The organism is Xanthomonas codiaei, from assembly GCF_002939785.1.
Lineage (GTDB): Bacteria > Pseudomonadota > Gammaproteobacteria > Xanthomonadales > Xanthomonadaceae > Xanthomonas > Xanthomonas codiaei.
This window is the reverse complement of the sequence record NZ_MDEC01000002.1, coordinates 108,631-129,407: the sequence shown is the minus strand read 5'-3', so window position 1 is coordinate 129,407 and position 20,777 is coordinate 108,631. Positions and strand designations below refer to the sequence as shown.

18 protein-coding genes are annotated in these 20,777 nt (G+C 66.3%); 15 read left to right on the top strand and 3 right to left on the bottom strand.

The window, feature by feature from the left end; genetic code table 11:
- The first annotated feature begins 6 nt into the window (after window positions 1–6).
- The 6 genes from XcodCFBP4690_RS01900 to gnd all read left to right on the top strand — a co-directional run bounded on the left by XcodCFBP4690_RS01900 (window position 7) and on the right by gnd (window position 5,984).
- The gene (locus tag XcodCFBP4690_RS01900; RefSeq protein WP_104539484.1) at window positions 7–1,107 is read left to right on the top strand and encodes a hypothetical protein; all 1,101 of its coding nucleotides are present in this window, start codon (window positions 7–9) and stop codon (window positions 1,105–1,107) included.
- Complete coding sequence (locus XcodCFBP4690_RS01895) at window positions 1,100–2,164, top strand: DNA methyltransferase (RefSeq protein ID WP_104539378.1); 1,065 nt, start codon at window positions 1,100–1,102, stop codon at window positions 2,162–2,164. Before XcodCFBP4690_RS01900 ends, XcodCFBP4690_RS01895 begins: the two co-directional genes overlap by 8 nt.
- Window positions 2,165–2,237: 73 nt before the next feature.
- Window positions 2,238–3,029, top strand: coding sequence for a DUF2242 domain-containing protein (locus XcodCFBP4690_RS01890; RefSeq protein ID WP_104539377.1), 792 nt, complete (start codon window positions 2,238–2,240; stop codon window positions 3,027–3,029).
- Between the two features lie 125 nt (window positions 3,030–3,154).
- Window positions 3,155–3,535, top strand: a complete 381-nt coding sequence (locus XcodCFBP4690_RS01885) for a glycine zipper 2TM domain-containing protein (RefSeq protein WP_104539376.1) — start codon at window positions 3,155–3,157, stop codon at window positions 3,533–3,535.
- A gap of 92 nt (window positions 3,536–3,627) precedes the next feature.
- On the top strand, window positions 3,628–5,022 hold the full coding sequence (locus XcodCFBP4690_RS01880; RefSeq protein WP_244183556.1) for a hypothetical protein: 1,395 nt from the start codon (window positions 3,628–3,630) through the stop codon (window positions 5,020–5,022).
- Between the two features lie 20 nt (window positions 5,023–5,042).
- Window positions 5,043–5,984 (top strand): phosphogluconate dehydrogenase (NAD(+)-dependent, decarboxylating), encoded by a 942-nt coding sequence (gene gnd, locus XcodCFBP4690_RS01875; RefSeq protein WP_104539374.1) that lies wholly within the window; start codon window positions 5,043–5,045, stop codon window positions 5,982–5,984.
- Between the two features lie 51 nt (window positions 5,985–6,035).
- On the opposite strand, the gene XcodCFBP4690_RS01870 is transcribed toward gnd, so the two are convergent.
- Window positions 6,036–7,094, bottom strand: coding sequence for an oxidoreductase (locus XcodCFBP4690_RS01870; protein ID WP_104539373.1), 1,059 nt, complete (start codon window positions 7,092–7,094; stop codon window positions 6,036–6,038).
- Window positions 7,095–7,243: 149 nt separating this feature from the next.
- On the opposite strand from XcodCFBP4690_RS01870, the gene XcodCFBP4690_RS01865 reads away from it, so the two are divergent.
- From XcodCFBP4690_RS01865 to folK, 5 genes are all read left to right on the top strand, one after another.
- On the top strand, window positions 7,244–7,621 hold the full coding sequence (locus tag XcodCFBP4690_RS01865) for a BON domain-containing protein (protein WP_167394429.1): 378 nt from the start codon (window positions 7,244–7,246) through the stop codon (window positions 7,619–7,621).
- A gap of 283 nt (window positions 7,622–7,904) precedes the next feature.
- A complete protein-coding gene (locus XcodCFBP4690_RS01860) occupies window positions 7,905–9,716 on the top strand; it encodes a sensor histidine kinase (protein WP_104539371.1) in 1,812 nt (603 codons plus the stop codon).
- On the top strand, window positions 9,713–10,153 hold the full coding sequence (locus XcodCFBP4690_RS01855; protein WP_064510966.1) for a response regulator: 441 nt from the start codon (window positions 9,713–9,715) through the stop codon (window positions 10,151–10,153). The genes XcodCFBP4690_RS01860 and XcodCFBP4690_RS01855 overlap by 4 nt, the downstream gene beginning before the upstream one ends.
- Before the next feature lie 3 nt (window positions 10,154–10,156).
- Window positions 10,157–11,659, top strand: a complete 1,503-nt coding sequence (locus XcodCFBP4690_RS01850; RefSeq protein WP_104539370.1) for an ATP-binding response regulator — start codon at window positions 10,157–10,159, stop codon at window positions 11,657–11,659.
- 91 nt (window positions 11,660–11,750) lie between these two features.
- Window positions 11,751–12,260, top strand: a complete 510-nt coding sequence (gene folK / locus XcodCFBP4690_RS01845) for a 2-amino-4-hydroxy-6-hydroxymethyldihydropteridine diphosphokinase (protein ID WP_104539483.1) — start codon at window positions 11,751–11,753, stop codon at window positions 12,258–12,260.
- Between the two features lie 268 nt (window positions 12,261–12,528).
- Here folK and XcodCFBP4690_RS01840 read toward each other — a convergent pair whose 3' ends face one another.
- Window positions 12,529–13,266: a pteridine reductase gene (locus tag XcodCFBP4690_RS01840; RefSeq protein WP_104539369.1), complete on the bottom strand. Its 738-nt coding sequence runs from the start codon at window positions 13,264–13,266 to the stop codon at window positions 12,529–12,531.
- Between XcodCFBP4690_RS01840 and XcodCFBP4690_RS01835 the strand changes: the two genes are divergently transcribed.
- Together XcodCFBP4690_RS01835 and XcodCFBP4690_RS01830 are read left to right on the top strand one after the other, a co-directional pair.
- Window positions 13,265–14,518 carry a class I SAM-dependent methyltransferase gene (locus XcodCFBP4690_RS01835; RefSeq protein ID WP_208622668.1) on the top strand — a complete coding sequence of 418 codons (1,254 nt, stop codon included), beginning with the start codon at window positions 13,265–13,267 and terminating at the stop codon, window positions 14,516–14,518. The two genes, XcodCFBP4690_RS01840 and XcodCFBP4690_RS01835, sit on opposite strands and share 2 nt — an antisense overlap.
- Window positions 14,506–14,919, top strand: a complete 414-nt coding sequence (locus XcodCFBP4690_RS01830) for a VanZ family protein (protein ID WP_104539368.1) — start codon at window positions 14,506–14,508, stop codon at window positions 14,917–14,919. Before XcodCFBP4690_RS01835 ends, XcodCFBP4690_RS01830 begins: the two co-directional genes overlap by 13 nt.
- Before the next feature lie 563 nt (window positions 14,920–15,482).
- Here the strand turns inward: XcodCFBP4690_RS01830 and XcodCFBP4690_RS01825 are convergent.
- A complete protein-coding gene (locus XcodCFBP4690_RS01825) occupies window positions 15,483–16,343 on the bottom strand; it encodes a 2OG-Fe(II) oxygenase (RefSeq protein ID WP_104539367.1) in 861 nt (286 codons plus the stop codon).
- Window positions 16,344–16,530: 187 nt separating this feature from the next.
- Here XcodCFBP4690_RS01825 and XcodCFBP4690_RS01820 point away from each other — a divergent pair, with 187 nt between their 5' ends.
- Together XcodCFBP4690_RS01820 and XcodCFBP4690_RS01815 are read left to right on the top strand one after the other, a co-directional pair.
- Window positions 16,531–18,003, top strand: a complete 1,473-nt coding sequence (locus XcodCFBP4690_RS01820; protein ID WP_167394428.1) for a hypothetical protein — start codon at window positions 16,531–16,533, stop codon at window positions 18,001–18,003.
- A gap of 77 nt (window positions 18,004–18,080) precedes the next feature.
- Window positions 18,081–20,729: a TonB-dependent receptor domain-containing protein gene (locus XcodCFBP4690_RS01815; protein WP_104539365.1), complete on the top strand. Its 2,649-nt coding sequence runs from the start codon at window positions 18,081–18,083 to the stop codon at window positions 20,727–20,729.
- Window positions 20,730–20,777 lie beyond the last annotated feature (48 nt).

Sequence of the window (20,777 nt, the reverse complement as noted above, 5' to 3'; positions counted from 1 at the left end):
ATGGCCATGCCCGCTTCCATCGACGACGCACCGCTGTCGCCCGTCTCGCCGCTGTTGACGCAGCTGCGCGCGGCAGTACCCAGCCTGCAGCGGCGTGTGCCGCTGCAGGACGAGGGCAACCGCTGGCATCGCTTGCGTATCGGCGAACGCCGCTATCGGATGGCGTTGCCGGTCACCTTCACCCCGTATGCGTCAGTGCGCCCCTGCTCGGCACGCTGCGGGTTCTGTTCGGAAAACCTGCGCCAGCACGGCGGTGGCCTGACGGCGTCGATGCTGCGGCCGGGTCCAGCGTATTTCGATCAGCTGCGTGCCGCCTTGCAGGTGCTGCACACAGTGCCGTTGTCGTATTCGTTGTCGGGTCTGGAGATGACCGACGACGCACACTGGCTGCAGACCCTGCTGCAGACCTTGTCGCAGACACCGGATGGCCCGCAGGTCGAGCAGCGCGTGCTCTACAGCAACGGGGCGGGCCTGGCGCGTGCGCAAGGCGAGCGCCTGCTGGATGCACTGAGCCAATTCGGCTTGTCGTGGATCGAGCTGTCGCGCCACCATCCGTTGCAGGCGCGCAACGATGCCATCATGCGGTTTCGGGCGGGCGAGCCCATCGCCGATGCGTCCACCTTCATGCGCACCGCGCGCAGCATTGCCGAACGCCTGCCGGTACGGCTGGTCTGCATCGTGCAACGCGATGGCATCTGCTGTGCCGAAGACGTGGCGCACTACATCGCGTGGGCACGCCGCTGCGGCGCCAGCCAGGTCATCTTCCGCGAGTTGTCGCGGCTGGACGAGGCATATCGCAGCAACGGCACCTGGCGCTATATCGAACAGCAGCGCATCGGCGTGGAGCCATTGCTGGCCGATTGCATGCAGCAGCCATGGTGGGCGCAGTGGCAGCTCGACGGCATGACCGAAGGGTATTACTTCTGGAATGTGCGCCTGCGTGGCGACGACGGCCTGCAGGTGGTCTTCGAAAGTGCCGATTACGCGGCCATGCATGCGCGCCATGCCACCGGCGATATCTACAAGCTGGTGTTTTTCGCCAATGGCCGCCTGTGCGCCGGCTGGAACCCCGACGCCGACGTGCTGTGGGAGCCGGCCGATGGATGAGTTCGATCAGCGTAGCTGGTGGACACCGAGCGCCGACGATGCCGTCTGGGCGTTACCGGAGAATTTGCGTGCCAGCGATCCGCTGCACGGCCGCGACTGCGGCTGGGTCAACCAGATGCGCCCGTTCGTGCGCCACTTCAGCCTGCCGGGCGAGCAGGTGTTCGACCCGTTCTGCGGATTCGGCACCACCTTGCTCGCCGCGGCGCTCGAAGGCCGCAGTGCGCACGGCATGGAAATCGATGCCGCGCGGGCGCAGCTGGCGCGCACACGGCTGCAGCGGCATGGGGTGGATGCGCCGGTCGTGCTCGGCAGCCTGGTGCAGACGGCACCCGCAGCGGCGATTGATCTGTGCCTGACCAACGTGCCGTATTTCGGCTGCCAGTGGCAGGGTGAAGCGCAGCCAGGCCAGCTGTATGCCAGTGCCGATTACGCCGGCTATCTTGCCGGCATGCGCGCGGTGTTCCATGCGCTGCGACGGCGGCTGCGCCCAGACGCATTCGGCGTGGTGATGGTGGAAAACATCTGTCTTGGCGGGCGACTGATTCCGCAGGCCTGGGACCTTGGCCGGATCCTGGGCAGCCTGTTTACGCTGCACGAAGAGCGGGTGCTGTGCTACCAGCGCGCAGCCGGTGCTATCGCCCATGCACGCACCAATAGCAACCGCAGCCACGAATACGCGCTGATCTTCCAGCACTGCCGGGCACAGCTGGACCTGGCGCAGGCCGCGCAGTTGCTGCAGGCCGTGCAGGCGCTGGGAGTGCCGGTGCGGGTGCATGGCAGCTACGCACGCTGGCTGCAGTCACCCACCCTGGTGCCTGACGGGCCGGCCGACCTGGACCTGATGCTGCGCGCCGAGCAGCCGTTATGGGACCGGCTGACCGCCTGGCTGCAGGCGCAGGGCTTCAGTTTGAGCCTGTGGGGCGAGCCGTGCCGGGCACCGGTGCCGTTGGCGGCGGTCAGCACGCATCACTACCTGCGCGCCGAACGCATCGGTGCCGATGGCAGCCGCCTGCAGGTGGACCTGCAACTGCCAGCGGATGAACCGCCGATGCCCTGAGCAGGCGAGGCGACACCGCGCGCACATGGGTTGCGGCTATGCTTTGGCCGGTTTTGGATGATGGAATCTTCCCATGTCTCGTACTTCCCTGATCGCGCATGGCGTACTGCTCGGCGCGCTGGCAACCCTGGCCGGCTGCGGTGGCAGCAAGGGCGACACGATGCTGATGCGTGAGTCGTTCGATTCCGACGACACCTACTCGCGCAGTGTGGCGGCCAGCTCGCCACAGGCCTGCGAAGCGGCTCGGCGCGTGTTGTTGAGCCAGGGCTACGCCGTCACCCGTGCCGATGCGGCGGCGGTGGAAGGAAGCAAGAACTTCCAGTTGAAGGACGCCGAGCAGAGCGAGCAACTCAACTTGCGCATCTCCTGCGCCACGCAAGATGACGGCAAGGCGCAGGTGTTCGTCAGCGCGCTGCAGGACCGCTATGCCTTGAAGAAGAGTACGACCTCCGCCAGCGTGGGGGTGGGCGTGTTGGGATCGGTGTCGCTGCCGGTAGGCAGCAGCGGCGATTCGCTGGTGCGCGTGTCCAGTACCACCGTGCAGGACGCGGCCTTCTACAAGCGCTTTTTCGAGCGCCTGACCTCGTATCTGCCCAAGGTGACCGAAGCGGTACCCGCCGCAGCGGCGCCCGCGCCCGCACCGATGCCGACACATCCGCCGGCAGCACCGGTCGCACCAACGGCGCCTGCAGCACCACCTGCGCAGGCATCGGCTGCCAATGCACCGGTGGGGTCGGCTGCCCCGGCCACCGCGGCCCCAGCGGCGGTGGCGCAGCCCCCGGTGGCGCCGTTGCCGGTGGAGGCGCAGGACCCGCCGCCGGCGCCGGCAAAGGAGCCGCAATACGAACCGTCCACGCAGCCGTGACGATCGGTTCATGCTCCGCGCCAGTGCCTGAATAGCCGCAAGCGCGCTTCACGTGATGTTCTCGACCAGGCGAACAGAGTGCGGGCCATGACTGCCCGAGCGGGCGAGAACGATGGAGAGCGACGATGAAAATCCAGACATCCCTGCTGGGCCTGACCATGATCGGCCTGATGGCGACCAGTCCTTTTGCGCAGGCACAGCGCTACTCGAATCAGGGGTCGTATACGGAAGCCGACGAGGGCCGCAAGTTTTCCGACGGCACGCGCGTGCGCTGCCGCAACGTGGAAGTGCAGAAGAATTCGACCGACCCCAATCGTATCGGCGGCACCGTGGCCGGTGCGGCCATTGGTGGCCTGCTGGGCAACCAGGTGGGTGGCGGCAACGGCAGGAAGCTGGCAACGGTCGCCGGTGCAGTGGCAGGCGGCGCGGCAGGCCGCACCATCCAGGGCAACCGCCAGCAGGCCAACGGCAACCGCCGCGTCGAGCGCGTCTGCGAACGCCGCTGAACCTGATGCAGTGAATCCGCAAAGCCCCGGCCATGCCGGGGCTTTCTGTTGTGGTCGAGAGAACAACGCCGTCCATCCCCGCCGTCATGCGAATGAGCAAACTTCAGCTGCCGTGCTCTCAGCGTGCATTGCCCTCCAGCTGCGTGGCCACGCGGCATGGCGTGCGTGCCCGTGTGGCGGCGCTGTGCTGTGCCGCAGTGCTGGTCGCTGCGCAGCTGCTGCAGGCAGCGACGGCTGCGCCCAGCGATGCAGCAGGCGCAGCCAGCGCCGACTGCGTGCAGGCGCTGTTGCAACGCCTGGGTTGGACCATTCGCGAGGCTGCGGTCCAGGCGCCGGTCATCGCCGGAGGCGCTCCGTGCACACGCGCCTCGCGGGCGCAGGCGCAGGCGGCCGGCGATCTGCAGGTGACCTTGCCGTCGAGCTGGAGCACGTCCCAACGCAGCGCCGCACTCAAGGCGTTGCTGGATGAACCGGCCACGCACTGCGCCTATGGGTTCGAGGTGGGGGCGGCAACCCGCCGTGCGGTGACCCAGTTGCAGGACAATCCGAACTACCGTTTTTCGGCGCTGCAACTGGGCTGGATCGGCTTCGGTTGGCGCGGTGCGGCCACGCAGGGCTGGAGCGGATTTCGCAGCTTCGGCCGCGGCTATCGGCCGCGTGCCGGCAATGCGCAGGCACTGGATGCGTTCTACCGCGGGCATGTGCGCGCCGAATGCGGAGTGGGGCGGCAGGTGGCCCAGCTCGCCACCCAACGCGAGTTGTATGGCGATGCCGGATTCGACCAGATGTTCACGCCCGGCGAGCTGTCGATCGGCACCTTCCTGACCCTGCACGATACCGACAGCATTCTGCTCGGCGCGCACGCTGGTGAATTCTTTGCCGACGGCAAGGCGGTCAAGACCTCACGACTGGGACGGCAGGCCTTCGTCGGTGCGCCGGGTTTCATCGCGCACGTCTTCGACAAGGCCTATCTGGACGATATCCATAACCAGGCCGAAAACTTCGTGGTGGTGGATGTCAGCGATGCGGCGGCGCAGGCGCTGGCCCGGCATGGCGGCTTTGCGCATTACGACGCGCTCAACCGGCGGATCTGGGAACTGTCCAAGCCACTGCGCGGGCCGGGCAAGCGACGCTTCGAACGGCTGCTCTACGAACGCGATGCGTCGCTGCGCGCCAGCCTGGAGCCGCAGCAGCAGGCGCAGCTGCAGGCATTGCAGACGCTGCTGGACGATCCGTTCTATCAGGGCTTTCTGGTGTACGTGCATCCCAAGGGCATCAAGCCGATCGGCTATCACGTGGCGCGCTTGCTGGACCGCAATCCGCGCACGCCCTATGCCATCGACCTGACCCTGCACAATCTGCACACCACCTTGTACTGGCGCTGGATCGACTGGCAGCTGCAACAGTGCGCCACCAGCGCCGCCGCGGAACGATCCATTGAGAATTCCGCCACGCCGGCGTACGCCGGGCGTGGCACCCTGCACTGATCAGAGCATGAGGAGTGGTTATGGAACTGGGTATGGTGGGTTTGGGCCGCATGGGCGCCAACATGGCCGAGCGCCTGGTGCACGGCGGGCACCGCGTGCATGGCTACGATCCGGGCGCCAGCGCGCGCAGCGGTGCGCAGTCCAAGGGCATTGTGACGGCCGATGCGCTGGACGCGTTGGTGTCCGCGTTGCCGAGCCCGCGCGTGGTGTGGCTGATGGTGCCGGCCGGCAAGATCGTCGACGACACCCTGGCGCAGTTGCTGCCGCTGTTGCAGGCCGGCGACATCGTCATCGATGGCGGCAACTCGTACTACAAGGATTCGCAGCGCCGCGCCACGCAGCTGCAGGCCAGCGGCATCGCCTTCGTCGACTGCGGCACCAGCGGCGGCGTGTGGGGGTTGAAGGAAGGCTATAGTCTGATGGTCGGTGGCGAGGAAGCGGCGGTGACCACGCTGCATCCGATCCTGGCCACCCTGGCGCCGGCACCCGACAAGGGCTGGGGGCGCGTTGGCCCGAGCGGTGCCGGCCACTTCACCAAGATGGTCCACAACGGCATCGAGTACGGAATGATGCAGGCCTATGCCGAAGGCTTCGCGTTGATGCAGCACAAGACCGATTTCGCGCTGGACCTGCATCAGGTTTCGGAGATCTGGCGCGACGGCAGCGTGGTGCGCTCGTGGCTGCTGGACCTGACCGCCGATGCGCTGCGCCACAACCCCAGCATGGGCGGCATTGCGCCATTCGTGGCCGATTCGGGCGAAGGCCGCTGGACGGTGGCCGAGGCGATCGATCTGGAAGTGTCGGCGCCGGTCATCACCCTGTCGCTGATGGAGCGGCTGCGTTCGCGCGACAAGGACTCCTTCACCGACAAGCTGCTGGCGGCGATGCGCAACCAGTTCGGCGGGCATGCGGTGATGTCCGCCACCGCGGCCCCGCCGACGATCGGCAGCAAGGACGCATAGGCGGCTTTGCATGGCCGTGCCCGCTGCAACGCGGGTGCGGCCGGGTCTGCGTCAGGGCGTGCGCACGTCCTCCAGCCACTGCACCTGGCCGGTCGCCGCGCTGCGCTGCGCCAGCTCCAGCAAATGCATGAGTTGCACCGCCTCCTCAGCAGCCACCGGCGCCGGACCGGTGCCGGCCAGAGCGTCGCGGAAGGCGGCGTAGCACTGGCGGTAATCGCCGGGCAGGTTGTCCGGCTGATGGGTGTGCACGCGGCCTTCGTCGTCCACGCGCGTCAGCGTGCCCGGCAACGGGTCTACGCCCCAACCGACCGTGCCGGGGCGCCGTCCGGCACGCAGCTGATCTTCCTGCGTATCCAGGCCATGCTTGAGATAGCTGCCGCGTGTGCCATGCACCGCAAAACGCAGGCGGTTGTCGGCCACCAGCGAACCGGCGTGCAGGATTGCCCGTAGCCGCGGGTAGTGCAGGGTGACGTGGAAATAATCGTCGCTGCGCGCCTGGCTGCGCTGGCGCTGCAGGTCCGCGCCGATCGCCTGCGGCATGCCGAACAGTTGCAGGGCCTGGTCGAGCAGATGCGGGCCCAGGTCGTACCACAGGCCGGCGCCGGGAGCATCGCTTTCGCGCCAGCGGTCGCGCACCTGCGGGCGATAGCGGTCGAAGTGCGAATGGAATTCCACCACCTCGCCCAGCTGGCCTTCGTCGATCAGCCGGCGCAAGGTGAGAAAGTCCGCGTCCCAGCGGCGGTTCTGGAACACGCTGACGATGCGCCCGGCGGCGGCCGCGGCGGCCGCCATGCTGCGCGCCTGCGCGGCATCCAGCGCAAAGGGCTTGTCCACCAGGACGTGCTTGCCGGCCGCCAGCGCCTGCAACGCGAATGGCGCATGGGTCTGGTTGGGCGTGGCCAGCACCACGGCATCGAGCGCGGGATCGGCCAGCGCGGTGTCGAGGTCGGCGACGACATCGATGCCCGGGAAGTCCGCCTGTGGCTGTTGCGGCTTGGACGACACCACGCTGTGCAACTGCAGGCCCGGCGTGCTGGCGATCAGCGGTGCATGAAAGGTATGGCCGACATAGCCGTACCCGACGACGGCCAGATTGAACGGTTTAGGCATTGAAAACGGTTCATCGCAACGACGGAAGGAACCCGCATGGTATTGCACCCACGCGTGTTCGCCGGGTTCACGGCGCCTGCATGCTGCGGTCACGTCTGCTCGACGAGCGCCGCCGCAAGCTGCAGCCACGTTCAACAGGAGTGGCTCGAATGAAGAACATGAAACATGCACGCAAGCTGCTGGCGCTGTCGTTGTCGCTGGGCCTGACCCTGGGTGCGACGCAGGCATTCGCCGCGCCGCAGGACAAGGACATGGGCGCGCACAAGGACCATGCCGCCGGCATGAACGAGTCCAAGAAGCCGGTCACCGACACCTGGATCACCACCAAGGTCAAGGCCGACCTGCTGGCGACCGACAACGTGTCCGGCACCGACGTCAAGGTCGAGACCAAGAACGGCATCGTGACGCTGACCGGCTCGGTGGCGACCCAGGCCGAGCACGACAAGGCGGTGGCCGTGGCCAAGGGCATCGAAGGCGTCAAGAGCGTCAAGTCGACCGGCCTGAAGGTCGTCGCTGCGAAGAAGTAAGCGCAGCCGCTGGCAATGCCGGGCCGGCCGAGGCGAGGCGGCTGGCCCGAGCACGAGGCGCACTCTCCGGAGTGCGCCTTTTTTCGTCTGGTCCAGTTGACCGGCAAGCCGACAGGTGGCGGGCGCTCTCGCCGTTTTCACGTTTGCTGCACTTATGATATGCCCATTCAGCAATGTCACGGAGCTACCCGAAATTTGCTGAATCATTAATCTGGTGTGGGGCGGGATCGGAGACAATGCCGAGCCGACCCGGGACTTGCAGCGAGCGGATACAGATCTGGTAATGCAGACAACGGCCCAAGCAGACAAATGGGATCGCTGGCGCCTGCCTTCATTGGCGGTGGCGGTGTGCCTGATCGTGGTGGTGCCGTCCCTGTTGCTGCAGCAGATGGCGCATAACGCCAACCGGGCTGCGGTGTGGGTGTCGCACAGCCAGGAAGTGCAGGAAACCGCGCAACGGTTGGAAGCGGCGATGCGCGACACCGAGTCGGCCGCGCTGATGCGTTCGCATGGCGTGGACCGCCCCGCGCTGCTGGAGCGCATGCGTCGGGGCCGGCGCGAATCCATGTCCGCGGTGTCGCGGCTGATTGCACTGACCAACGACAACCCGCCGCAGCTGCTGCGCGTCGGGCGGATCCAGAGCACGATCGAGCGCCGGTTGCTGCTGGCCGAGCGGATCGCCGTGACGACCGAGCCGGAGCAGATCCGCACGCTGATCAACGACATGACGGTGAACAACCCGATTCGCGTGTTGATCGACGAACTGCAAGGTGCCGAGGGCCGGCTGCTGGCGCAGCGCAACGCGCGCGCGGAAACCGAGCGCATGCACTACACGATGCTGAGCTGGGCTGCGCTGGCGGTGCAGTTGCTGTTGCTGACCACGGTGATCTGGTTGCTGCAGCGGCAGATCCGTCGCCGGCTGGCGGCCGAACAGGAATACCTGCGTGCCAATGGCCGCGCCAGCTCGGTGCTGCAGACCGTGCGCGAGCCCATCGTGTTGCTGGACGCCAGCCAGCGCATCGTGCTGCACAACCCCGCGTTCGCCGAGCTGTACGGCCTGGAAGAGCGCGGCAACGAGTTGATGGCGCTGGAGGACGTGGGGGACGGCGTGTGGCGCGACCAGCAGATCCACCAGCGGCTGGCCGACGTGTTGCTGCGCGGCCGCGAGCTGTGGGATTTCGAACACGAGCAACGCGCCGCCGACGGCGTGATGCGCACCATGCTGATCAATGCGCGCCGTATGCCGTTGCCGGACACGGTGGACGAAGACGTGGTGCTGATGACGGTCAGCGACATCAGCCTGCAGAAGGCCTCGCAGCTGCGCATCACCGAGCTCAACCGGCAGATGGAGGGCAAGGTGGAGCAGGTGTCGGAGGTCAACCGCGAACTGGAGGCCTTCAGCTATTCGGTCTCGCACGACCTGCGCGCGCCGCTGCGGCATGTGGCCGGCTTCTCCGACAAGCTGGCGCGCCATCTGGGCGATGCCGCCGACGAGAAGTCGCGCCATTACATGGAAGTGATCAGCAGCTCGGCGCGGCGCATGGCGTCGTTGATCGACGATCTGCTGGTGTACTCGCGCCTGGGCCGTGGTGCGCTGCGACTGCAGGCGGTGGACATGCAGTCGCTGGTCGCCGAAACGCGCGCGATCCTGGATGCCAATGTGAAGAGCGAGAACACCGGTCACCGCGTGGAGTGGCAGATCGCGCCACTGCCGGTGCTGGTGGCCGACGAGAACATGATGCGCCAGCTGTGGATGAACCTGCTGGGCAATGCGGTCAAGTACAGCGCCAAGCGCGAGGTGGCCAGGATCGAGATCACCTATGTGCCAACGCCTGAGGGCGGCCACCAGTTCAGCGTGCGCGACAACGGCGCCGGTTTCGACATGGAGTACAGCGGCAAGCTGTTCGGCGTGTTCCAGCGGCTGCACAAGGCCAGCGAGTACGCGGGCACCGGCATCGGCCTGGCCAGCGTGCGGCGGGTGCTGACGCGTCACGGTGGCCGCATCTGGGCCGAAGGCGTCGTCGATGAAGGCGCCACGTTTTATTTCGAGCTTCCCCCTGCGCATGAGGCGCCCAACCAAGAGTTCACCGTATGAGTGCCATTCGTACCATCCTTCTGGCAGAAGACAGCCCGGCCGACGCGGAGATGGCGGTCGACGCCCTGCGCGATGCGCGCCTGGCCAACCCCATCGTGCACGTCGAAGACGGCGTGGAAGCCATGGACTATCTGCTGCGCCGCGGTGCCTATGCCAACCGCGAGGAAGGTCTGCCGGCGGTACTGCTGCTGGACATCAAGATGCCGCGCCTGGACGGGCTGGAAGTGCTCAAGCAGGTGCGCAGCGATGAAACGCTCAAGCGTCTGCCGGTGGTGATCCTGTCGTCCTCGCGCGAGGAGAGCGACCTGGCGCGCAGCTGGGACCTGGGCGTCAATGCCTATGTGGTCAAGCCGGTGGATGTGGATCAGTTCTTCAACGCGGTCAAGACGCTCGGCACCTTCTGGGCGGTCATCAACCAGGCGCCGGAGCTGGACTGACCCATGCCGCATGAGGGGGGCAAAATGGAGCAGCTGAAGATCCTTCTGGTGGAAGATTCGCCAGAAGACGCCGAGCTGTTGTCCGATCAGCTGCTCGATGCCGGCATCGATGCGGCGTTCGAGCGCGTGGACAGCGAGCCGTCGTTGCGCGGTGCGCTGGACGCGTTCCAGCCGGACATCGTGCTGTCGGATCTGAGCATGCCCGGGTTCTCCGGTCACCAGGCATTACGCCTGGTGCGGCAGAACGGCGCCATTCCTTTCATCTTCGTCTCCGGCACCATGGGCGAGGAGACCGCGGTCAAGGCGCTGCAGGACGGCGCCAACGACTACATCATCAAGCACAATCCCACCCGCCTGCCGAGCGCAGTGATGCGGGCCATCCGCGAGGCGCGCGCGGATCTGGAGCGCCAGCGGGTGGAAAGCGAACTGATGCGTGCGCAGCGCCTGGAGAGCCTGGCGATGCTGGCGGCCGGCTTGAGCCACGACCTGCGCAACATCCTGCAACCCTTGCTGATCGTGCCCGACCTGCTGGCCGGCCGCACCGACGACCCGCAGCTGCGCCAGCTGGCCAACGTGGTGGCCGAGTGCGGCCGACGCGGGCACGAGATGGCCGAGTCGATGCTGTCGTTCGTACGCGGCTCCAACAAGCCGCGCGAGCAGGTGTCCATCGCCAGCCTGTTTTCGGCCGTGCAGATGCTGCTCAAGAGCAGCCTGCCCGATGGCGTGCGGCTGCAGATGGACCCGATCGCGGCGGACCTGACCATCGAGGCCAACTCCACCGAGCTGCAGCAATGCCTGCTCAACCTGGGCTTGAATGCGATCCAGGCGATGCCGGGCGGCGGCACCTTGATGCTGTCGGCCGATCGCTTCGATGCCACGCGCGTGCGCATGAGCGTGGCCGATACCGGCGTGGGCATGAGCGATGAAACCCGCGCGCGCTTGTTCAGCCCTTTCTTCACCACCAAGGTCGATGGCACCGGACTGGGTCTGATTTCGTGCAAGCGCATCGTGGAAAGCTACGGCGGCAGCATCCAGGTCGATAGCCGGCTGGGCGAAGGCACGCGCTTTGACATGATCGTGCCGATGCGTGCGGCCGCAGTGACGATCGCCGACGCCGAACTGCCGCTTGCGCTGGGCCGTGGGCAGCGCATCCTGCTGGTGGATGGCGAGGCCACGCGCCTGTCGCTGCTGGGCAATGCGTTGTCCAGCCAGGGATATCAGCCACAGCTGGCCACCGATGGCTTTGCGGCGTTGCAGCTGGTGCAGCAGCATGCCATGCCGGACCTGGTGATCATCGACAGCGACATCATCCAGCTGTCTGCGGTGAATGTCCTGCTGAGCATGCAGGAGCTGGGTTACCAGGGGCCGGCGATCTTGCTGGAAGACATGGGGTCGCCGCTGCAGCGGGTGCACTTCCCGCCCGATATCCCGGTGCACGTGTTGCGCAAACCGCTGGAAATGCGCCGGGTGTTCCGCGCGGTGGCGCACGCGCTCGAAGTGGCCTGAGCCGAAGTGCGGTGTGCGGCTTGCGCGTCGATAGGCAGCCGGCACGCGTGCAACAGTTGACGCTGACGCCGGCCGCATGCGCGAATACCGCATGACCACCGTGCTTCTCAGCCTGGGCAGCAACGTCCAGCCGACCCATTACCTGCGCCTGGCCGTGGCGGCGCTGCACGCGCGCTTTGGCCCGCTCCTCGTGTCCCCGGCGTACCGCACGCCGGCGGTGGGCTTCGATGGGCCGGATTTCGTCAACAACGCCGTGGCGCTGCAGACCGAGCTGGAGTTGCCCGCGCTGGACCAGTGGCTGCATGCGCTGGAAGATGCGCACGGCCGCGATCGCAGCGGGCCGCGTTTGGGCGACCGCACCCTGGATGTGGATGTGGTGTTCTTCGGCGATTGCATCGTCGAAGGGCCAGGGCAGTTGCGCATCCCGCGGCCCGAGCTCAAGCATGCCTTCGTGCTCAAGCCGCTGGCCGATATCGCGCCGGACTTCGTGGACCCGTTGAGCGGGCAGACGCTGGCCGCGCTATGGCAGGCGCATCCGCAGCATGGCAGTGCGTTCGCCACAGTGGAGCTGGATGCGCCTGCGCTGAATGCTGCGCTTTAGCGCAGGTGTGCAGTGCAGCTGGCCGTGCCGCACTCAAGCCGGGCTCTGTGCAGATTGGCTTGTGCGCAGGGGGATGCCGATCGCTGGCGATGTAGTCGCACGACGCAATGTGCTTGGTCCGCCTTCGCGCAGCAGACGTATCCAGGAGTCGGCAGGCGGGTGTGGATGGCGCCCTCATGATCGAGATGTACGAGTCGCCATGCGCATCTCTCACCGAGCATTGTTTGCGCCCGCCTGGCGGTGAGCGCAGTTGTGCGGCCAACCGTTCTCAGCTGAGTCGACGGCCGCCATCCACATGCAGCGTGTGTCCGGTGATAAAGCTGGCGTCGTCGAGCAACCAGCGCACCGCCTCGGCGATTTCGTCCGACGTGCCGATCCGTGCCAACGGAGTGCGCGCAAGCAGTGCCTGCTTGGCCTGGGCGGCCTTGCCTTCTTCCGGCCAAAGGATCGCACCGGGCGCCACCGCGTTGACCCGCACGTCCGGCGCCAGTTCCAGTGCGAGCGAACGGGTCAGCATTTCCAGCGCGCTCTTGGAGGCGCCGTACAGCGGGTGATGACGCATCGGCTGCAGGGCATGCAGGTCGGTGAGGTTGACGATGGCGCCGCGGTGCAGGCGCAGCTGCGCGGCGGCGGCCTGGGCGATGAAGAACGGCGCACGTGCGTTGACGGCGAACAATTCGTCCCACTGCGCCGGCGTTGCCTGGCCCAGCGCGGTGGGATAGAACGCCGAGGCGTTGTTGACCACCGCATCCAGGCGGCCGAAGGCGGCGATGCAGTCGTCCACCAGCTGGGCGGGCGCCTGCGGCAGGCGCAGGTCCGCCTGCAGGGCGCATGCACTCCCGGCGCGCTGCGCGCACAACTCAGCCACGCGCGCGCTCAGCGCCTGGCCGGAGCGGTGCGCATGCAGCGCGACGCGGTAGCCGGCGGCGTGCAGCGTGGTGGCAATCTGCGCGCCGATGCGGCGGCCTGCACCGGTGATCAACACCACCTTGGAACTGTCTGTCATGGCGTACTCGCTCGGCGTTGCGGAGGGCTCGGCTATCCTGTGCATTGTCTTCGCAACCGGTGCCCGCATGCACGCCGACCTTCCCACACCCGATCCGGACGCCCTGGCGCATAGCGAGCGGTTGGCCGCGCATCTGCGCGCCGAAATCCAGGCGGCCGGCGGAGCGATTCCGTTCTCGCGTTTCATGGAGCTGGCGCTGTATGCGCCGGGCCTGGGCTACTACAGCGCCGGGTCGAGCAAGTTCGGCGAGACCGGCGACTTCGTTACCGCGCCCGAGCTGGGGCCGCTGTTCGCCGCCACCGTCTCCGGTGCGCTGGCGCCGGTGCTGCAGCAACTGGGGCCGCAGGCGCGGGTGCTGGAAGTGGGCGGTGGCAGCGGTGCGTTTGCCGAGGTCACGCTCAAGCGGTTGCTGGAACTGGATGCGCTGCCCGAGCGCTATGCGATTCTCGAGCCCAGTGCCGACCTGCGCGAACGCCAGCGCGAGCGTCTGGGGCGCAGCCTGATTCCGCCGGTGTTCGATCTGGTCGAGTGGCTGGACGCACCATTCCCCGACGATTGGGACGGCGTGCTGTTCGCCAACGAGGTGATCGACGCCTTGCCCACGCCACGCTTTGCGATGCGCAATGGGCAGGTCTATGAGGAAACCGTGGTGCTGGATGCGCAGCAGCAGTTCGCGCGCGGCGAGCAGCCGGCCGACGCCTTGCTGAGCGCGGCGGTACGGCATCTGGAACGCTATCTGGAACAGCCGTTCGCCGACGGCTATCGATCCGAGCTGTTGCCGCAGCTGCCGTACTGGATCCAGGCGGTGGCCGGCGGACTGAAACGCGGTGCGATGCTGTTCGTCGACTACGGTTATCCGCGTGGCGAGTTCTATCGTGCGCAGCGCGAGGACGGCACCTTGCGCGCGTTCTATCGCCACCGCATGCACGAGGATCTGTATCGCTGGCCGGGTCTGCAGGACCTGACCGCCTCGGTGGATTTCACTGCGTTGGCCGAGGCCGGCACCGGCGCCGGTTTCGAGCTGGCCGGTTACTGCACGCAGGCCAGTTTCCTGCTGGGCAATGGCCTGGATACCTTGCTGACCCAGGCCGATGCGCGTACCGATGAAGTCGGGCGCATGCGCCTGCGTCAGCAGGTCAAGCAGCTCACCCTGCCCAGCGAAATGGGCGAGCGTTTCCAGGTGATGGGTTTCTCGCGCGAGATGGATTTCGCCCCTGCTTTTCTGGCTGGCGATCTCACGTGGCGGCTGTGACTTCGGCGTTACGGCCGTTTCGGCGGCCGCGCTTGTGGGTGGGTCTGTGGATTGCTGCAATCGGTGTGGTCGTTGCCGTGTGCCTGGGGCCACCACCGGAATTTCCGGAGTTGCCGTCCAACAGCGATAAGGCCGAGCATTTCTTGACCTTCGTGTTGTTGTGCTGGGGTGCAGTGCAATTGTTCGCCACGCGCCGCGCGCTGTTGCTGGCTGCGTTCGGGCTGGTGCTGCTGGGGATCGGGATCGAGATCGCGCAAGGCGCGCTGACCACCAATCGCAGCGCAGATCCCTACGATGCGCTGGCCGATACGCTGGGCATCCTGGCCGGGCTGTGCCTGGCATGGACGCCGCTGCGTTTTGTGATGCTGCGGATCGATCGGCGCTTGTTTGGGCCGCGTTGATTGGTCGGCAAGACGGTAGGTGTGGGGCTGCAGATTCACTGCAGGGCCCTTGCCCGCCCACCATCGCGAGACACGCTGCAAGTACGTCCTTGTAAGCTCTTACGCGGCATCCATGCCGCGTAAGGTCCCGCGACGGTGGGCGGGCAAGGGCCAGTGGAGTTGGTGGGTGTGCAAGTGAGAGCAATGCATGAGCGCGTTGCTGATCAGATTCATTCGATTGCTTTTCTTGTTGTCGTACACCAGTGCCGTAGCAGCAAGCCCACGCGGCATATGGTGTGACCGCTTTCGGTTAGCTGTCGACCAACTCTGTGGTGCGGTGCCCTCGCCGATTGCGGGACCGTTGGTGGCATGGATGCCGCCATCGAACCCCCCATGGACGGGTTTACGGCGTGTCCCGCGAGCGGTGAGGGTACCGCTCGCTCGACTCACCCAGCTCTTGACTGTCTCTGAGAGCCATCATGAGTCGACACCCTGTCGCAGGGAGCTGATCCAAGAGCTTGGACGGATCATCTTCAGCGAAATCGTCAAGCACTTGGCAACTGTGTACGCGTTGATCGCCGCCCTCAGCCAGGCATGCGCACTGCGCGCTCACGCAACCACTTGGTGGCCACCCACTTTTCCCCGGCCAGCACCGGTGCGCCGGCATGCAGGCTACGTGTCATCGGGTGCGGGCGGTCGTAGCTGAAGAACACCGCGTTGCCCTTGATCGCGGCCACATCCAGATGCGCGTCGGGAAAGCGCGTGGCACCCCCGCGTTCGGGCGTGTTGAGGTACATCACCAGCGAGGCGACGCGCTGGCCACCAGCCTGCAGCAGCACGGGCGTGCCGGCCGCATCCGGGTCGAAATAATCGTAGTGCGGCCGATACTCCGCGCCGGTGGCGTAGCGCAGCACCTGCAGTCCTTCGCCGTGATCCACCGGCCAGTCGAGCAGACGCGCAATGCGTGCCTCGATACGTTGGCACAGCGCATCCTGGCCCAGCTGCAGGCACATGCTGTCGCTGGTGCGTGCGGCGTGCACGATCTGCGCGCCACTGCCGCTGTCCACCGTGCGCGAGCGCGCCAGGCGCGGCTGTGCGAGCGCGATCAAGGCATCGCATTCGTCATCGGACAGAAAGCCGCCCAACACCACCACGCGCGGCAGCAGCAGGCTCATCAGCACGCGCACCTGGCGGTCGCCCAGCTCCAATAGCGAGGCATCGTCGTGTTGCAGCAGCGCCGGCACGCGGACCGGCAGCGGCAGGCCATTGGCCTGGGCATGGCGCTGGATGTGGTCGCGCACCAATGCCTCGACCGCGTCGATGGCGTCCTGCTCGGTCCAGCCTTGATCGATCAGCGGCTGTAGCGCCTGTTCGGGCGGTTGGCCGGCCAGGGCCTGCGCCAGGATCCAGTCGGCCAATGGGGTGGGAATTGCGGTGGATGTCATCCGGCTACAGTGCATGCTGGCGTGTGTCAGCGATATGTCAAATGTGTCGCGGTAAGACAAATGCAACAGACGGCCCCTATAAAGGTGACGGGGATCTTGAACGTGCTCGCCACTGCAGTGCGCGGAACGCAACCAATTCTTGACGACTCCTCTTCATACCGGACTCTTTGACCTGGAGATCAGCCACATGGCCGTTCGCAACAGCAGCAGGACACTTCTCATGACCTTTGGTACCGCCCTGGCGCTGTCTGCCTGCGGTGGCGGTGCCGACCGTGTCGCTTCGCCGGGCGAAGGCGCGTTTCCGCCTGCACCGGCGCCCGCGCCGACGCCGGCACCCACACCTGCACCCACGCCTGCACCGGCACCTGGCGGCCCGGCCGCCGATTGCCCGACCGGTTTTTCCAACGTCGGCACCATCGCCAACAACACGCTGCGCTCCTGTCAGTTGCCGGAAACCATCACCGGCAACCTGGTGGTGCCGGCCCGTGCAGGCACCGCGTATTCGATCAGCGGTCGCGTCAATGTGGGCACCGACCGCGGCGGCAATGCCACCGCACCGGCGGCCGGCAGTGTGCAGGGCATTCTGACCATCGAGCCGGGCGTGACCTTGTATGGTTCGGCCGGTAGCGACTACATCGTGGTCAATCGCGGCTCGCAGATCTTTGCCGAAGGCAGCGCCACCGCACCGATCGTGTTCACGGCACGCCAGGCGCTGGACGGCACGGTGAGCGCCAACACCATCGGTCTGTGGGGCGGCATCGTGGTGCTGGGCCGCGCGGCGATCAACAACTGCCCGGGCGCTACCGTGTCGGGCACGCCCGAGTGTCAGGCGCAGGTGGAAGGCACCAACGCGTTCTACGGCGGCAACAGCGCCACCGACAACAGCGGTTCGCTGCGCTACCTGCGCGTGATGTATTCGGGCTTCGAAATTTCGCCCAACAACGAGCTGCAGGGCATCACCCTGGCCGGCGTGGGCAGCGGCACGCGTCTGGACTATGTGCAGATCCACAACAGCTCCGACGACGGCATCGAATGGTTCGGCGGCACGGTCAACGGCAGCCACGTGGTCATCACCGGTGCCGACGACGATTCGCTGGATACCGATGCGGGTTGGAGCGGTGCATTGCAGTTCGGCATCGTGGTGCAGCGCGCCGGTGGCGGCGACCGCATGAACGAGTGGAGCAGCCTGCGTCGCCAGCCGTATTCGCGCCCGAAGGTGGCCAACTTCACCTATGTGGGCAATGCGCGCGCCGGTGCGGCGATCATGCTCAACCAGGGCACCCAGGCCGCGTTCTACAACACGGTGGTCACCCGTCCGGCCGGTGGCACCGGTGATGGTCTGGTGTGCTTCAACCTGGCCGATACAGACACGCTCGGTACCTTCAACTCGGTGTTCTTCGCCTGCCCGACCGCGTTCGGCAGCGATCCGCGTGCGGCTACCCAGTTCGCGGCCGGTACCAACAACGTCGCCAACGGCGTGTCCACCTTGCAGAACACGTTCGTCAATGGCGCCAACGAAAGCGCGGTGCCGGCATTCCAGGGCTTGAACGGGGTGAGCAGCTTCTTCCAGCAGGTGAACTACATCGGTGGCGTGCGTGATGCCAACGACACCTGGTGGCAGGGCTGGACCTGCGGCCTGACCGCCGATCGTCCCTGCTGAGGCACGGCATCGCGCGGTGGCCCGATGCCGCCGCCCGATGCGTCCCGCTTCATCTTTCTGTTGCCAGGGCTCCCACGATGCGAACCTCCACTGTTGCCCGTCTCTCGCGGACGGGCCTGTCTCTTTCCATTTCCACCTTGCTGATGTCCGGCGCCGCGTTGGCGCAGTCGACCACCAGCGATGCTGCCGGCGGCAGCAGTTCCAGTGCCGCCATTGCGCCCAAGCAACTCGACCAGGTCGTGGTGCGCGGCGAATACATTCCCGAACCGATGCTGCAGACTTCCGAGGTGGCCTCGTTCGTCACCCGCGAGGACATGGAGCGCACCGGCGATAGCAGCGCCGCGGTGGCGCTGACGCGTGTCACCGGCCTGAGCCTGTCGCGCGGCAAATATGTGTATGTGCGCGGCCTGGGCGAGCGCTACTCGTCGGCATTGTTCAATGGCTCGCCGTTGCCCAGCCCCGAGCCGATGCAGCGTGTGGTGCCGCTGGATCTGTTCCCCAGCGATGTGCTGGCGAGCGTGACCGTGCAGAAGACCTATTCGGCCGATTATCCGGGCGAATTCGGCGGCGGCGTGATCGATCTGCAATCGATGACGGTGCCGGACAAGCCGTTCCTCTCGCTCACCGTGGGCGGCGGCGCCAATAGCGTCAGCACCGGCGAGAAGGGCCTGACCTACTACGGTTCCGGCGATGACGAGTGGGGCTATGACGACGGCGCACGCAAGCAGCCCGGTGCATTGCGCGATGCCATCGCCAGCGGGCGCCGCGTGGACCTGGGCAATTTCTCGCGCGAGGACATCCGCCGCATCGGGCGCAGCATGAACAATGCCAACCTGTATGTGCTGCAGGAAAAGGACAGCATCGACCCGGACGTCAATGTGGGCGCCAGCGCCGGCTACAGCATGGACATCGGCGAGGCCAAGCTGGGCATCCTGGCCGTTGCCAGCTACGACAACGAATGGCGCACCCGCACCGGCAAGCAGCAGGACGGCATCTTCGTCGGCGACAGCGTGGAGTTCAACTCCAACTACGATTTCGCCACCACCCGCAACAACGTGCGCAGCAACGGCATGCTGGGCCTGGGCTGGGAATATGGCCGTCACAAGATCGGCTGGACCACCTTGTACGTGCACGATGCGTTGAAGGTGGCGCGCAGCCGTGCCGGCCGCGATGAGCTGGCCGGTTTCGATGTGCGCGACGACAACACCGAATGGTACGAGCGCCAACTGATCAACAACCAGCTGCTGGGCTCGCACGCGTTCGGCGAATACGACGATCTCAAGATCCAATGGCGCGCGGCAGTGGCCAATGCCAGCCGCGACGTGCCGTACGAAACCGGCATCCGCTATGAGTTGCTGGATGGCTACTGGGCGCACGATGCCTCGCGCGTGCAGAACTACACCCGTTTCAGCAAGGTCGACGACACCGTCGCCAGCGGCGGCGTGGACGTGACCTGGCGGTTGCCGATCGAGCACGATCTCACCGTCAAGGGCGGTCTGGCCTATCTGGACAACGACCGCACCGCGTGGAACCGCGAGTTCCGCTTCCTGGCGCTGGACGGCCCGCTGCCGTTTCTGAACCAGTATCAGCGCGTGGATTATCTGCTCTCCGACTACAATCTCAGCAACGATCTGCTGCGGCTGCGCGAGACCACCGGTAGCTTCGGTGCGGCGGCCTACGATGCGACCTTGAAGGTCAAGGCGGCGTACCTGCAGGCCGAAGGCGAGATCGTACCGACCCTGCGTGCCACCGTCGGCGTGCGTTACGAAGATGCCACCCAGGCGGTGCATCCGTACGACATCTTCAGCGGCACGCGCCAGGACAGCGTGGCGCCGCTGCAGAACAGCTACGCGCTGCCGTCGGCCACGGTGACCTGGAACTTCGCCGACAACCAGCAGCTGCGCTTTGGTGCGTCCAAGACCATCGCGCGGCCGCAGTTCCGCGAAATGGCGCCGCAGCAGTATCTGGACCCGGATATCGACCGCCAGTTCTTCGGCAACCCGTTCCTGGTCGACAGCGAGCTGGTCAATCTGGATGCGCGCTACGAGTGGTTCTTCGAACCGGGCCAGTACGTCACCGTCGGTGCGTTCTACAAGGACATCGACAAGCCGATCGAAGCCATCGTCAACGACGCGCCCGGTGGCGGCATCGTGCAGAGTTTCATCAATGCGCCCAAGGCCAACCTCTACGGCATCGAGCTGGAAGCCAAGAAGTATCTGGATCTGCCGATCGCCGCCGATTGGTGGGGCGACAAGCGTCTGTTCGTGTCCGGCAATTACACGCGCACCAAGTCCAAGGTGAGCGCCAGCGCCAGCGACACCGTGCAGCCGTTCGGCTTCAGTGCGCCGGTGCAGGCCAACCTGTTCATCCGCGATGGCTCGGCACTGCAGGGGCAGTCGGACGATATCGCCAATCTGCAGATCGGCGTGGAAAGCGAGAGCACCAACAGCCAGGCCACCCTGATCGCCAACTACGTGGGCGAGCGGGTGTCGGCGCGCGGCCGCCCCGGCCAGCCGGACTACATCGACAAGCCGGGTACCTCGCTGGATCTGGTGATCAGGAAAGGCCTGGTGTGGTCGGGCGATACGCTGTCGGTGAACTTTGCCGCACGCAACCTGCTCAAGACCAAGTACCAGGAATACCAGCAGGTGGGCAGCAGCCGGGTGGACCTGTACAGCTACCAGCCCGGCATCAGTTATGACATCAGTGTGACAGCGCGCTTCTGATCCGCAGCGCGCGGGAAGGGCCGCAAACGCCCGCAGTGCTTGGCACGG

Coding starts and splice junctions, on each gene's coding strand:
- XcodCFBP4690_RS01900 (WP_104539484.1), top strand. CDS start 7: ATGCCCGCTTCCATCGACGACGCACCGCTGTCGCCCGTCTCGCCGCTG.
- XcodCFBP4690_RS01895 (WP_104539378.1), top strand. CDS start 1,100: ATGGATGAGTTCGATCAGCGTAGCTGGTGGACACCGAGCGCCGACGAT.
- XcodCFBP4690_RS01890 (WP_104539377.1), top strand. CDS start 2,238: ATGTCTCGTACTTCCCTGATCGCGCATGGCGTACTGCTCGGCGCGCTG.
- XcodCFBP4690_RS01885 (WP_104539376.1), top strand. CDS start 3,155: ATGAAAATCCAGACATCCCTGCTGGGCCTGACCATGATCGGCCTGATG.
- XcodCFBP4690_RS01880 (WP_244183556.1), top strand. CDS start 3,628: ATGAGCAAACTTCAGCTGCCGTGCTCTCAGCGTGCATTGCCCTCCAGC.
- gnd (WP_104539374.1), top strand. CDS start 5,043: ATGGAACTGGGTATGGTGGGTTTGGGCCGCATGGGCGCCAACATGGCC.
- XcodCFBP4690_RS01870 (WP_104539373.1), bottom strand. CDS start 7,094: ATGCCTAAACCGTTCAATCTGGCCGTCGTCGGGTACGGCTATGTCGGC.
- XcodCFBP4690_RS01865 (WP_167394429.1), top strand. CDS start 7,244: ATGAAGAACATGAAACATGCACGCAAGCTGCTGGCGCTGTCGTTGTCG.
- XcodCFBP4690_RS01860 (WP_104539371.1), top strand. CDS start 7,905: ATGCAGACAACGGCCCAAGCAGACAAATGGGATCGCTGGCGCCTGCCT.
- XcodCFBP4690_RS01855 (WP_064510966.1), top strand. CDS start 9,713: ATGAGTGCCATTCGTACCATCCTTCTGGCAGAAGACAGCCCGGCCGAC.
- XcodCFBP4690_RS01850 (WP_104539370.1), top strand. CDS start 10,157: ATGCCGCATGAGGGGGGCAAAATGGAGCAGCTGAAGATCCTTCTGGTG.
- folK (WP_104539483.1), top strand. CDS start 11,751: ATGACCACCGTGCTTCTCAGCCTGGGCAGCAACGTCCAGCCGACCCAT.
- XcodCFBP4690_RS01835 (WP_208622668.1), top strand. CDS start 13,265: ATGGCGTACTCGCTCGGCGTTGCGGAGGGCTCGGCTATCCTGTGCATT.
- XcodCFBP4690_RS01840 (WP_104539369.1), bottom strand. CDS start 13,266: ATGACAGACAGTTCCAAGGTGGTGTTGATCACCGGTGCAGGCCGCCGC.
- XcodCFBP4690_RS01825 (WP_104539367.1), bottom strand. CDS start 16,343: ATGACATCCACCGCAATTCCCACCCCATTGGCCGACTGGATCCTGGCG.
- XcodCFBP4690_RS01820 (WP_167394428.1), top strand. CDS start 16,531: ATGGCCGTTCGCAACAGCAGCAGGACACTTCTCATGACCTTTGGTACC.
- XcodCFBP4690_RS01815 (WP_104539365.1), top strand. CDS start 18,081: ATGCGAACCTCCACTGTTGCCCGTCTCTCGCGGACGGGCCTGTCTCTT.